This is a genomic window from Companilactobacillus ginsenosidimutans (assembly GCF_001050475.1).
Lineage (GTDB): Bacteria > Bacillota > Bacilli > Lactobacillales > Lactobacillaceae > Companilactobacillus > Companilactobacillus ginsenosidimutans.
On record NZ_CP012034.1, the window covers coordinates 1,776,804 to 1,790,590 of the forward strand.

General features: G+C 37.2%; 13 protein-coding genes. 6 read left to right on the forward strand and 7 right to left on the reverse strand.

The features are described from left to right. Positions 1-18 precede the first annotated feature (18 nt). The 5 genes from gyrB to dnaA all read right to left on the reverse strand — a co-directional run bounded on the left by gyrB (position 19) and on the right by dnaA (position 6,269). Entirely contained in the window at positions 19-1,971 is a 1,953-nt protein-coding gene (gyrB, locus tag ABM34_RS08960) for a DNA topoisomerase (ATP-hydrolyzing) subunit B (protein WP_048705135.1), read from the reverse strand. Further along, on the reverse strand, positions 1,971-3,092 hold the full coding sequence (gene recF / locus ABM34_RS08965) for a DNA replication/repair protein RecF (protein ID WP_048705136.1): 1,122 nt from the start codon (positions 3,090-3,092) through the stop codon (positions 1,971-1,973). The genes gyrB and recF overlap by 1 nt, the downstream gene beginning before the upstream one ends. 6 nt (positions 3,093-3,098) lie before the next feature. Beyond that, a complete protein-coding gene (yaaA, locus tag ABM34_RS08970) occupies positions 3,099-3,308 on the reverse strand; it encodes a S4 domain-containing protein YaaA (RefSeq protein WP_048705138.1) in 210 nt (69 codons plus the stop codon). 282 nt (positions 3,309-3,590) lie between these two features. Further along, the gene (gene dnaN, locus ABM34_RS08975; RefSeq protein ID WP_048705140.1) at positions 3,591-4,727 is read right to left on the reverse strand and encodes a DNA polymerase III subunit beta; all 1,137 of its coding nucleotides are present in this window, start codon (positions 4,725-4,727) and stop codon (positions 3,591-3,593) included. A 159-nt stretch (positions 4,728-4,886) separates the two neighbouring features. Then, a complete protein-coding gene (gene dnaA / locus ABM34_RS08980; protein ID WP_083988293.1) occupies positions 4,887-6,269 on the reverse strand; it encodes a chromosomal replication initiator protein DnaA in 1,383 nt (460 codons plus the stop codon). A gap of 519 nt (positions 6,270-6,788) precedes the next feature. Here dnaA and rpmH point away from each other — a divergent pair. From rpmH to ABM34_RS09010, 6 genes are all read left to right on the forward strand, one after another. Beyond that, positions 6,789-6,929, forward strand: a complete 141-nt coding sequence (gene rpmH / locus ABM34_RS08985; protein ID WP_025085419.1) for a 50S ribosomal protein L34 — start codon at positions 6,789-6,791, stop codon at positions 6,927-6,929. Positions 6,930-6,997: 68 nt separating this feature from the next. After that, positions 6,998-7,342 carry a ribonuclease P protein component gene (rnpA, locus tag ABM34_RS08990; RefSeq protein ID WP_048705141.1) on the forward strand — a complete coding sequence of 115 codons (345 nt, stop codon included), beginning with the start codon at positions 6,998-7,000 and terminating at the stop codon, positions 7,340-7,342. Positions 7,343-7,356: 14 nt separating this feature from the next. Next, complete coding sequence (locus ABM34_RS08995) at positions 7,357-8,211, forward strand: YidC/Oxa1 family membrane protein insertase (RefSeq protein WP_048705143.1); 855 nt, start codon at positions 7,357-7,359, stop codon at positions 8,209-8,211. Between the two features lie 133 nt (positions 8,212-8,344). Then, positions 8,345-9,733: a tRNA uridine-5-carboxymethylaminomethyl(34) synthesis GTPase MnmE gene (gene mnmE / locus ABM34_RS09000; protein WP_048705145.1), complete on the forward strand. Its 1,389-nt coding sequence runs from the start codon at positions 8,345-8,347 to the stop codon at positions 9,731-9,733. A gap of 13 nt (positions 9,734-9,746) precedes the next feature. Next, on the forward strand, positions 9,747-11,651 hold the full coding sequence (gene mnmG, locus ABM34_RS09005; protein WP_048705147.1) for a tRNA uridine-5-carboxymethylaminomethyl(34) synthesis enzyme MnmG: 1,905 nt from the start codon (positions 9,747-9,749) through the stop codon (positions 11,649-11,651). 202 nt (positions 11,652-11,853) lie between these two features. After that, entirely contained in the window at positions 11,854-12,390 is a 537-nt protein-coding gene (locus ABM34_RS09010) for an SLAP domain-containing protein (RefSeq protein WP_048705149.1), read from the forward strand. A 538-nt stretch (positions 12,391-12,928) separates the two neighbouring features. Here the strand turns inward: ABM34_RS09010 and ABM34_RS13255 are convergent. Together ABM34_RS13255 and ABM34_RS09015 are read right to left on the reverse strand one after the other, a co-directional pair. Then, the gene (locus ABM34_RS13255) at positions 12,929-13,066 is read right to left on the reverse strand and encodes a hypothetical protein (protein ID WP_157023287.1); all 138 of its coding nucleotides are present in this window, start codon (positions 13,064-13,066) and stop codon (positions 12,929-12,931) included. A gap of 21 nt (positions 13,067-13,087) precedes the next feature. After that, positions 13,088-13,687 (reverse strand): hypothetical protein, encoded by a 600-nt coding sequence (locus tag ABM34_RS09015; RefSeq protein ID WP_048705151.1) that lies wholly within the window; start codon positions 13,685-13,687, stop codon positions 13,088-13,090. Between the last annotated feature and the right edge of the window lie 100 nt (positions 13,688-13,787).

Consider the following 13,787-nt stretch of genomic DNA (forward strand, 5'->3'; position numbering starts at 1 on the left):
TAAATTAGTCCCCTCCCCTTAATAGTCAACCTCGGCATAACGAGCATTGTCTTCAATGAATTCTCTTCTTGGAGCAACCTTGTCACCCATTAACATTGAAAAGATTTCGCTAGCTTCGACTGCATCATCGAGTCGAACACGATCTAATCTTCTCTTTTCTGGATCCATAGTTGTTTCCCAGAGTTGTTCAGCATCCATTTCACCAAGACCCTTGTAACGTTGAATCTTTGGTTCTGGTTTTGCTGGAAGTTGAGAAATAAATTCATCTTTTTCTTTATCAGTATCAAGGTATTTCATAATCTTACCTTGGCGAACTTGATACAAAGGTGGCTTGGCGATATAAACATAGCCTGCATCAACAATTGGTCTCATGTATCGATAAAGTAGTGTCAATAGAAGGGTACGAATGTGTGCACCATCGACATCGGCATCGGTCATAATAATAACTTTATGATAACGTGCTTTAGAAATATCGAATTCTTCACCAAAACCAGTTCCCATCGCTGTGAACAAAGTTCTGATTTCTTCATTAGCTAAAATTTTATCCATTGTGGCTTTTTCAACATTCAAAATCTTACCTCTAATAGGTAGGATTGCTTGTGTTAAACGAGATCTACCAGTCTTAGCAGAACCACCGGCAGAATCACCCTCGACGATAAATAATTCTGAAATTTCTGGATCTTTACTTGAATTATCAGCTAATTTACCAGGCAAATTACTGATTTCAAGACCATTTTGTTTTCTGGTAACTTCACGAGCACGTTTAGCAGCAAGTCTAGCTTTAGTTGCTAAAGTACCTTTTTCGATGATCTTCTTGGCAACGCCAGGATTTTCCATCATAAACTTCATGAAGTGTTCACTGAATAAACGATCAGTCGCAGTTCTTGCGTCAGAGTTACCTAATTTAGTCTTAGTCTGACCTTCGAATTGTGGATCTGGATGCTTAACTGAAACAACAGCAGTCATCCCTTCACGAACATCTTCACCGGAAAGTTTTTCATTTTCCTTCATAAGCTTGTTCTTGTGAGCATAGTCGTTAATAACACGTGTCAACGCAGTCTTAAATCCAACTTCGTGAGTACCACCTTCATAGGTGTGAATGTTATTGGCAAAAGTCATCAAGTTAGTGTGATATTCGTCGATATATTGCAAGGCAACTTCAACGGTAATATCATTTTGCATACCTTCAAGGTAAATAGGCTCGTCAAATAAGACATCCTTACCCTTGTCGAGGTATTCAACGTAACTCTTAATACCACCTTCATAGTGGAAAACAAGTTTTTCAGCGGTATCTTTACGTTTGTCAGTAAATGTAAGCTTCAAGCCTTTGTTCAAGAAAGCTAGTTCACGGATTCTTGTAACCAAAGTCTTGTCGTCATAGACAGTTGTTTCGGTAAAAATATCAGGATCCGGAACGAAATGAACTAAGGTACCATGCTCGAATTCTGGAGCAGTACCAGCATCATGCATTGGATTCTTAACTTTACCTTTTTCAAACTCGATGCCATATTTCTTACCGGCACGGGTAACAACAACTTCAAGTGAACTACTCAAGGCGTTAACTACAGAAGCACCAACACCGTGAAGTCCACCAGAAACTTTGTATCCGCCACCGCCGAATTTACCACCGGCGTGAAGGATTGTATAAACAGTTTCAAGAGCTGGCTTACCAGTCTTCTTTTGAATATCAACAGGGATACCACGTCCGTCATCAAAAACTGTGATGGAATTGTCAGGTTCAACAGTTACATCGATTTTTGTAGCGAATCCGGCAAGTGCCTCATCAATACCATTATCGATAATTTCCCAAACAAGATGGTGAAGTCCTTGTGCACTAGTAGATCCAATATACATACCAGGTCTCTTACGAACAGCTTCGAGTCCCTCTAAAACTTGGATTTGACTGGCATCATATTCTTCAGCTTTTTCTTCTTTTGCTTCTAGTTCTTCTTTTCTGCTGTTTTCAGCCATTAAATTTCCTCCTGTTTGATTTTTCCGTCAATAATCGTTAAAACATTAGGATCTTTAATCAAAGTTTGATCAACATCATCAATAGATGTCGTAGTAATGAAAGTTTGGATTTCTGAACCGATTGACGACAACAGTTGAGTTTGTCGTTTTTCGTCCAGCTCTGATAAAACATCATCCAACAACAAAATTGGATAATCCCCTACTTCTTCTTTGATTAACTCAACCTCAGCCAACTTCAGACTCAATGCAACTGAACGTTGCTGTCCCTGAGATCCGAAGTCTTGAACATTTTTATCATTAACTAAGAATTTAATATCATCCCTGTGTGGGCCAAAAAGAGTGACACCACGATGAATTTCTTTGCGATAGTTCTTTTTGAAAGTATCCTTATATAGGTTGTAGATTTCCTCTACACTTTTACCTTCCACGTTAAAAAAACTACTGTAGTGAAGCTGCAAAACTTCTTGGTTATCAGTAATGTTTGCATGAATTTTCTGAATAAAAACTTGCAGCCGCTGCAGAAAAGTTAAACGTGTTTCAGTTACCTCTGCACAATAAGCTGCAAGCTGATCAGATAAAACATCTAAATAGACTAAATCCTTAGTCTCGCGATGTTGTAATTTTTTCAGATAAACATTTCTTTGTTTTAAAACAGATCTAAATTGGCTAACCGTCTTTAGATACTGTGCCGAAATTTGTCCAAATTCCATATCAACAAATTTCCGTCTTACATTCGGATTACCTTTGACGATCGACAAATCCTCTGGTGAGAACAAAACAACGTTCAAATTACCTATATAACTAGACAACTTGCGTTGCTCTAAGTTATTCAACTTAGCTTTCTTACCGGACTTGCTGATGACCAAATTCATCTTCAATCGACTAGAATTATCTTTGATAACCGTACCTGAAATTCTAGCAAAATCACTTCCCCATCTAATTAAATCCTTGTCATTGGATGTTCTATGGCTTCTGGTCAAAGCTAAAAAATACATAGCTTCTAATAAATTCGTCTTGCCTTGTGCATTACGTCCCAAAAAAACATTAATATTAGGCGAAAAATCAATCTTTAAAGATTCATAATTGCGATAATTCTGAAGCTCAAGTTCTTTTACGAACAAGTAATGCTATTCGATTTCAAAAGTCTGACTTTCAGCAACGATAGTATCGCCCTTGTGAAGTTTCTTTCCTCGACGATTTTCAGGCTCGCCGTTTACAGTGATCGAATTTTCTTGTAAGTACCATTTTGCTTGTCCACCAGTACCGATAATACCGACTTCCTTCAAAAACTGTCCAACAGTAATAAATTCGGTCTCAATTGCGATTTTTTGCGACATTTTTAACACCCTTTTTATTAGATTTATCCATTAATGACATATTCTATATTATAGATGTTTTTAAACTAAAAAACAACTTGAAGGCATATTTTGGGCTCTAGGAGCGATTTTCAACTATCTCAGTACTGGGATATTAAAAAAGCCTAAAAAACACGCAGAACAAAAAATACAGCATTAAAATTTCATTTGGTCAAGAAAAAAGACAGGAACCTGACGGTTTCTGTCTTTTTTACAATGTGACGTTGTATTTCGCTTAAAAAAGTTATCCACATGTGGATATTTTTAAAATGTACGAACTGGAGTAATTAATTGAACAAAGGTGTCCTTGTTTTCCATTGGTCTAATGGTAAATGGATGAAGAGCAGATGTAAAACTGATCTCAACTTCAGTGTTTCCACCAAATGAACGAAGTGCATCTTTCAAATAATCTGGATTAAATGAAATATCTAAATCTTCACCTTCAAGGGTTTTAAAGTCGAGTGCTTCTTCAACAGTACCAACTTCAGGTGAATTTCCGAATAGAGTTGCTTTATTGTCAGCAGCTTTAATTACTAACTTGATAACATTATTTCTACTTTCGTGTGAAAGAAGTGAAGCACGTTCAACTGAAGAAAGTAGATTTGATGAATCAAAAGTCAAAGTAGTACTTGAGTCATCAGGAATTAGGCGATCAGTTTCTGGATATCTACCGTCTAACAAACGTGAATAGAACATAACGTTGTCAAAATTGAATAGAACTTGGTTTTCAGAAATTGACATTGAGATTTCTTTAACTGAATCACTGATAGTTCTAACTAATTCAGTCAAACTCTTACCAGGAATGATCAAGTTGTATTCTTCATCACTAGTGATATCAATTTTTCTTTGAGCCAAACGGTGACTATCAGTAGCAACAGATGTTAATCCATCGGCGTTAATAATGAAGTTAACACCAGTAAGCACTGGACGACTTTCTTGATTTGATACAGCAATAACTGTTTGATTAACAACTTCTTTGAACAAATCAGTTGGGAAAATCAATTGGTTTTCTGTAGCAACTTCAGGTAAGTGTGGATAGTTATTAGCGTCTAATCCATTAATAGTAAATTCAGAAACTCCAGATGTAATTAAAGTCTGGTTGTTGTCCAAGACTTCTAAGTTAAAGTTATCCCCAGGTAGCTTTTTAATAATTTCGTTAAAAAATTTAGCTGGTAGAACGATTGATCCTAGACTCTCGATTGTTAAATCGTTGTCTGCATCTTCTTTAGAAATGAATGAAGTAATTGAGATATCTGAATTACTACCTGTGATTGTTAAACCATTTTCAGCAAGATCTAATTTCATACCTGTAAGTATAGGAATTGTCGTCTTACTTGAAATAGCTCGTTGAACATTATTAGTCTGATTAATGAATTTGGTACGGTCAATTGAGAATTTCATTATCTAACTTCCCCTTTTAATTAATTAATATATAGATAGAAGTAGTAGTAGAACCTGTTAATTCTGTGGAAAACTACGTTGGCGCCATGTGACAGTTGAAAAAATGATGTTATTAACAGCTGTGGATAACTCTGTCATTAACTCAAAGTTATACACAATCTAATTTTTCAATTCGTCACGCAATTCTTCGACTGCTTGTTTGACGTCATCATTTTTTGCGGTTAATTCACCTATTTTATCACACGAGTGCATTACTGTCGTATGGTCCTTACCACCGAACTCCATTCCAATTTGTGGAAGTGAACGATCTGTCAATTCTCTAGATAAGTACATAGCGATTTGACGCGGTAAAACAATAGTCTTAACACGTTTCTTACCTTTTAAGTCAGCAATTGAAACATGGTAGTATTTTGCAACTTTATTTTGAATAGTGGTGACAGTTAAACCACCTTTTGCCTTAGACAATTTCAAAGCTTTTAGTGCATCAGCAGCCAAAGCCTTGTTTATATCAGCGTTTCTCATAGTTGAGTATGCCTGAACTCTTAGTAAGGCGCCCTCTAGTTCACGGACGTTAGTACTAATTTGCTCAGCAATGTAAGACAAAGTATCGTTTGGAATTTCTAGATGTTCTGCCTTGGCCTTGTTGCGTAAAATTGCGATACGAGTTTCCAAGTCAGGTGCTGTTATATCAACAGATAAACCCCATTTGAAACGAGAAACTAGACGTTCTTGTAACTTGGGAATTTCATTTGGAAGACGGTCTGAAGTTAAGACGATTTGTTTATTATTTTCGTGAAGACGATTAAATGTGTGGAAAAACTCTTCTTGAGTTCCACGTTTATCTGCGAAAAATTGAACATCATCAATTAATAGCAAATCACAGCTTCGATATTCTTCACGGAATGCATCCTGAGATCCTGATCCAATCGAAACAACCAGGTCATTAGTGAAAGTTTCACTGGTCACGTATTTAACACGGGCTTTTGGATTATTCTTTAACATCTCGTGTCCAATGGCTTGCATTAGATGGGTCTTACCAAGACCTACACCACCATAAATAAATAGCGGATTATAAATTTGACCAGGTTCACCTGCAGCAGCGACGGCAGCAGCATGAGCCATATTATTGGCACCACCAACAATAAATGTGTCAAAAGTATATTTTGGATTCAAATGTGTATTTTCAAATAAATGCGAAGATGAATCAGTATTGTTGCTATCACTATCATTCTGAGGAGCAGGCTCAGACGAATTTTCTGATTCTTTCCTATCTTCTTCAGTTTCGATGATAGGATTCAATTCAGTTCCATTATATTGGTAAGAATCGATCGCAATATTTTTTACATAATTACGTTCCCAATAATCTTTGTGTAATTCTGATTGAACTGAAATATGAATATCGTTGCCATCAATATATAGTGGTTTTGCACTTTCAACCCAGGTTGAATAACTAGTAGAAGTTATTTCCTTTTTGATTTTTGAAGTGAAATAGTTCCAAAACTTTTTTAATTCTTGTGTAGATGAGTCATTTGGTTCCTGCAAAAAGTCCCCTCCAATCTTTGAAATTCTGTATCTATATCTGTGGATAAGTTTTATTTCCCCTAAAAAGACAAATTAAAGTTTATCATTCAATAAAAAAGTTTTCCACAGAACGTATGTTTAATTTATTTTTACTTAACAACTTGTTAAAACAATTGTAAGAATTCTGTGGATTTTTGTTAACAATTCAACTTATTCACAGAGTTTTCCACAGTTATCCACATGAAGAAGTCCTATTCTACTGGGATTAAGACAACTTAACCACCAAATTCCAAAACCTGTGGATAACTAATTCACAGTAAAATTATTCTGCATAAAAGTCTGTTCACGGACCTGTTGATAACTTTGTTAATAACTTTCGTCCACAATTTATCCACAGGCCAAAATGGTTGATAACTTATTAAGGTTTTCCTACTATTTAAGGAAAGACGTAAATTTGCTGTTTAAATTTTTTGACAAACATGATAAACTGTTTAAGCAATTGTCTGGAGAAGTGATAAATTAATTCAGGAGGTTTGATTGATGACAACAAAGAGAACATATCAACCAAAGAAGCGTCATCGCGAACGCGTCCATGGTTTCATGAAACGAATGAGTACAAGTAATGGTCGCAAGGTTCTTGCAAGACGTCGCAAAAAAGGCAGAAAAGTATTATCAGCTTAGTTTTGAAGGATCACTAATTTTTGGTGGTCTTTTTTTATTACAAACTTAAGAGATTAGTCTGGTGACATATGAGAAAAAGCTATCGTATTAAAAAAGAAAATGAGTATCAATATGTCTACTCACAAGGCCATTCTGTCGCAAACCGTAACTTTGTCCTCTATCAAATAGAAAAGCCAGGGCAAAAACACTTTCGCGTTGGTCTTTCTGTAGGTAAGAAAGTTTCACATACAGCTGTAGGACGTAATCGAATCAAAAGATACGTGCGTCAATCTCTATTAGAATTAAAACCTGATTTACCAGCAGAATTGGATTTTCTAATTATCGCGAGAAAGCCATCTGTAAAATTAGATATGTTTGAAACAAAGAAAAACATCGTACATGTTCTAAAGTTAGGTAAAATAATAGAAGACTAAATTAAATTTATAATATGGGTGCAAAAGTGAATAAAAAAAGATTAAGGAAATACATAGGTGTAGCACTGCTTCTGAGTGTTGTTTTAGTGCTGGCCGGTTGTTCAAATCTTAATGAGCCTATTACAAGTCACAGTACTGGTTTTTGGGACCACGTTGTTTTGTGGAACTTCTCAAGATTCATTCTTTGGCTAGGTTCATTAGTAGGTAACAGTTCCGGTTGGGCTATTATCATCTTCACAATTATCATCAGAATTATCTTGTTACCACTTAACTGGTTCCAAATCCGCAGTATGAATAAGCAGATGGAGATTCAGCCTCAAACAAAGGCTCTACAAGAAAAATATTCTGCTAAAGATGCTGACACTCAAGCTAAGTTACGTGAAGAAACTCAGAAATTATATAAAGAGGCCGGGGTTAACCCAGTCGCGGGATGTTTACCATTATTAGTTCAGTTGCCTGTTATGTTTGCTCTTTATCAAGCAATCTACAAGACTTCTGAATTGAGAAATGGTTCATTCCTTTGGATGCAATTAGGTAAGGCCGATCCATACTACATTATGGCTGTCTTGGCTGCCCTACTTACATTTGCTTCAACATATATTTCAAGTTTGTCACAGCCAAACCAAAATGCTACGACAAAGATGATGACATGGATCATGCCACTATTCATCTTCGTTCCCGCATTAACTTTCCCATCAGCTATTACCCTATACTGGGTTGTAACTAACGCGTTCCAAGTTGTCCAGACACTTATTCTTCAAAATCCCTTCAAGTATCGTCGTAAACAACGCGAGAAGGAAGAAAAAGAAAAAGAAAAACAACGTCAAATCCGTCGTGCTAAGAAACGTGCATATAAACGTCGGAAGTAATTGATTGACATTTTCTGTAAATGTCGTTAATATTACCTAGAAATTATTAAATACTGAAAAGTAGTCAAAGTGCTTTTCCGTCCAAGTGGCGGATTATGCACTTTTTTTGTGCCCAAAATTAGGAGGAATCGTTATGCCTAGTACAGTTACTGAATATGATACGATTGCTGCCATCTCTACCCCACCCGGGGAAGGCGGAATTTCTATTGTCCGTGTTTCAGGAGATCAAGCTTTTTCAATCGTCAAAAAAGTGTTCAAAGGCAAGGATTTAGAAAAAGTTGCCAGTCACACTATCAATTATGGCCACATCGTTGATCCAACAACTAACGACTTAGTCGATGAAGTCATGGTATCAGTGATGCATGCCCCAAAAACATTCACACGAGAAGATGTTATTGAAGTTAATACCCACGGTGGAATCGTGCCTACTAATAAAGTTTTACAACTTATTATTGGTGCCGGTGCCCGCATGGCTGAGCCTGGAGAATTCACAAAACGTGCTTTCTTAAATGGCCGAATTGACCTTACTCAAGCGGAATCTGTTATGGATTTGATCCGAGCTAAGACTGATAAAGCTATGCAAGTCGCTGTTAATCAACTTGATGGTAACTTGGAACATTTAATTAGTAGTTTGCGCCAAGAGATCCTGGATGTATTGGCGCAAGTCGAGGTTAATATCGACTATCCGGAGTACGATACTGAACAAATGACTACTAAGATGCTGCTGGAAAAAGCCAAAACAGTCGGCGCAAGTATTGATGAGCTGTTGAAGACTGCTGACAGTGGTGAGATATTGCAACATGGGCTCGCTACGGCAATTATCGGGAAGCCTAATGTTGGTAAGTCTAGTTTGCTTAATCGCCTGCTTGATGAAGATAAGGCCATTGTGACGGATGTTGCAGGTACGACTCGTGATGTAGTTGAGCAATATGTCAATATCGACGGAATTCCTTTGAAGTTGATTGATACTGCTGGTATTCGTGATACTGAGGATAAAGTTGAAAAAATCGGTGTCGAGCGCTCTAAAAAAGCTATCGATAGTGCAGATTTAATCATCTTAGTATTAGATTCAAGTAGAAAACTTGAAGAAGAAGATATTCAATTGCTTGATGCTACAAGTGATAAGCGCCGAATCGTAATTTTTAACAAAAATGATTTGATGCCAGAATTACACCCCGTTGAGGTGTCACAATTGAAGTCCGACGATATTATCTTGATTACTTCCGCTATCAAAAATGACGGTATTGAACAAATTAAGGATACAATCGGCAAGCTATTTAACGCCGGAATCGAAGACAGTAGCAGTGATGTGATCATTACTAGTGCTAGACAAGCTGGCCTTTTGCGCCAAGCTAAGCAAAGTTTAAATGATGTAATCTCAGGAATTGAGGCAGGGATGCCAATTGACCTAGTTCAGATAGATATGACAACTTGTTGGGACAAACTTGGGGAAATCACTGGTGACAGCTACCCAGATGAATTAATTACACAATTGTTCTCACAATTCTGTTTAGGAAAATAGGTGGAAAACGTAAATGGTAGAAGTTAAGGAATTTGATTCAGAAACATATGACGTCATCGTTGTCGGTGCCGGACATGCTGGTTCAGAAGCAGCTCTTGCTGCTGCACGAATGGGTGAAAAAACACTTTTGATCACTATAAATTTAGACATGGTAGCATTTATGCCATGCAATCCTTCAGTTGGTGGTCCCGCTAAAGGTATCGTTGTCCGTGAAGTCGATGCACTTGGTGGTCAAATGGGTAAGAATATCGATAAAACATACATTCAAATGAGAATGTTGAACACTGGTAAAGGCCCTGCCGTTCGTGCGTTACGTGCCCAAGCTGATAAGAACATGTATCACCGTGTGATGAAGGATACTCTGGAACAAGAGCCCAACCTAACATTGCGCCAAGGAATCGTGGAGAAACTTATCGTTGAGGACGGTGTATGTAAAGGTGTTGTTTCTGGAACTGGTGCTAAATATCACGCTAAGACAGTTGTCTTAACAGCTGGTACAGCCTCACGTGGAAAAATTATTATTGGTGAGTTGATGTATTCATCAGGCCCCAATAACTCAATTCCTTCAATCAAGCTTTCAGAAGACTTGGAAAAACATGGCTTCAAGTTAGCTCGATTCAAGACTGGTACACCTCCACGTGTTAACAAGAACACTATCAATTTCGATGAAACAGAAGAACAACCTGGGGATGAAGAACCTAATCATTTCTCATTTGAGACTCCAGATGCTCAATATTTGAAGGATCAAATTTCTTGTTGGATGACATATACCAATGCCAGAACTCACAAGATTATCCGCGATAATCTCGACCGTGCGCCAATGTTTTCAGGTGTCATTGAAGGTGTTGGACCTCGTTACTGCCCTTCTATTGAAGATAAGGTTGTCCGTTTTGCTGACAAGCCTCGTCACCAAATTTTCTTGGAGCCAGAAGGTCGCGATACTCAAGAATATTATGTCGGTGATTTCTCAACTTCAATGCCTGAAGAAATTCAATTAAAGATGGTTCATTCGGTTGCCGGACTTGAAAATGCACAATTGATGCGTCCAGGCTACGCAATTGAATATGATGTTGTTGAACCTTGGCAATTGAAGTTAAACATGGAAACTAAAGTTATTCAAAACCTATTTACTGCTGGTCAAATGAACGGAACTTCTGGATATGAAGAAGCTGCTGGACAAGGAATTATGGCTGGTATTAACGCCGCATTACGTGCCCAAAATAAAGATCCATTCATCTTGCGTCGTGATCAAGCCTATATCGGCGTTATGATTGATGACCTTGTAACGAAGGGTACTAATGAGCCATATCGTCTATTAACTAGTCGTGCTGAGTATCGTTTGATCCTCCGCCACGATAACGCTGACGAAAGATTAACAAAGCTCGGTCATGACTTAGGATTGATTAACGATGACCGTTATGAAAGATTTGTTGATAAGTGGGACGCCGTTACACATGAAATGCATCGTCTTGAAAAAACAATGATTACGCCAAAAATGGCCGAACCATTCTTGAGTTCATTGGGATTGAAAGGCTTAAAAGATGGAATTCTCGCTGATCGTTTCCTAAGAAGACCAGAGGTACATTACGCTGATATCGTTGCCATGATTGGTGAAGGTGGAGCCGATGTTGATCGTCGTGTTAAGGAACAAGTAGAAATTCGAGTTAAATATGACGGCTATATTAAGAAAGAACAAATGAAGATTGACCGTCTTAAGAAGATGGAATCTAAGAAGATTCCAGAACGTCTTGATTATACGAAGGTTAATGGATTGGCAACTGAGGCTGTTCAAAAGCTCAGCAAGATCAATCCAGAAACAATTGCCCAAGCTAGCCGTATTAGTGGTGTTAACCCAGCTGACATTGGTATCTTGAGTGTTTATATTGAACAAGGAAAAATTGCTAAGACAGCAATGTAAAGATTTAGTAGTCGATCATTTTAGTTAAATGATTGACTATTTTTTCGTATAAAGTGATGATTTAATATAAAAAATTATAAAATTACATGTAAAATGTTATGATATATGTATCCGTGGAAAAGCATCCAATCAGCTTTCTCACTATATATTTAGCGAACAAATATCAGATGATCATTTTCAATTTTTTTAGGGGGCAGGATTTATGAAACACAAAATATTGAGCCTATTATTAGCTTTGGCGCTCATATTCCCAGTTCTTGGTAGTTTGTACAGTACAACTGATGCACAAGCAGCCTGGACTGACACAGCACTAAACGTAACAATTCATTCTAGAAATGTTTCAGGTTTATCGATCTATGATGCAAATGGAAATGTGATTCCAAATGCAACTGTAACTCCAAATAAAGACTTTGCATCAACTTCTGCACGTCGTGATACTACAAGTGGTAATGTTTTCTACAAAATTGCTGACAATCAATATTTGAGTTCACAAGAAGTTCTTCCTGGTATTCCAAATCTTGTCGTTAACTCTATTAGCTCTATTGTTACTACTAAGGCTGGAGATACTCCTCTTTATGATGGTAATGGTGTTTTGGTTGATGGTGAGTCAGTTAAGGGTGATGGTTCTTGGTTTACTAACAAACAGGTTATTAATATTGAGAACGGTTCTACTTTTTATCAGATATCACCTAATCGCTATATTAGTTCTGATTATATTACTGGGTATTATGCTGGGTAAGATGGTTTGTGGTTCACTGCCGCATGGATGTTCCGTACGACGGGCGGCGGAACGCCATGGGTTGAAAAGTAGCCAAAGTGCGGTCTACTTTTACAACCCTTCACTAACCTCGCCTTTATGGCCGAGCTAAGTGAAATTTCACGGCTGGCTCGCCCGTCGTACTCCACATCCATGCTGGGGTTGAGTTAATTCAAATACCCCTCCATCTTTTTTTTAGTTGGATGCAGTCATTTGCGGACTCCTGTTTTGGTGGATATTCTTTTCTTTTATTTTTTAAATTTAATGCAGCCATTTGTGTTTTTTATTTGGCTGGTAAAAACAAAAATAGATATCTCTTTGGCCTGTTGGCTTTGAGATATCTATTTTTTTGTATCATTTTGTGTTTTGTTTTATGGATTCCGTTTCGCTTATCCATTTGTTTTGTTGAGTTTAGAGGTTGTCGCCGTTTGCTCTTAATAACTCACCTAATGATGGTTGTTATTTTGTGTCTCATGTTAAGCAATGACGGGTAAGGAGGATTCTAATAATGATAAAATTATTATTTCAACATGTACTGAACTGAATAGGCAACTAGAATGTAAGCCCAAAGGTAATCTGATCCCAAAAACATAGTTGGAATCAGAATAATTAGTGAGCAAATGATTGCAACAATCACAAAGTGGAGTTTTTCATTCATTCTTTTCATCCTTAATGTGAACTATTGCCAACCAGCATTTCCAGTCCATATTCCCGCAAAGTAATTATAATCAAACCAAATCCCACTTTTAGCTGCTCCTGCCACTAAACCGAATCCTGCACAAACTTTAGACACAATAGGTTCTGGAACAAATAATCCATCAATAGCTACTCCTAAACCAAGTTGATGTAGTGTATCTTTTGATAACCAAACTCTTGCATAGTTCCAGTAAAACTTGATATCGGTTTTACCATTTGATCTTGCAATGTTCTGCTTGATTGAGTGGCTTATTCCTTGTCCATCCACTGCGGTAACAGTTCCAATGGTTGAATCTTTTTGAGTTTCCTGAATTTTTTCGTTGGTTAATGCAATGTTCTCTTTTATGTAATCTGCGACTTTTACTGATAATGTATTCAAATATCCTTGACTAACAGAATAACTATTTGAAGCTGAATCAAAAATTACGTGTTTGCTAATCTCTTTGTCCTGTAGTTCTGTATTCTTAATGCTTCTTTCGGTAGGTATCTCGTCAGCCTTAACGTTTATTGCATTTACTGACACACTTCCAACTGTAAGTGCAATTGCTAAACCAACGCCTAATTTCTCAATAGATCTTTTCATAATATCCCCCAAGAATATGTATTTGAAAATCCTGATAGAACCTCAGAGCAATTGTTACAAAAACTGTGAAGTCAATTTATTATTAACTTCGATAATTAGT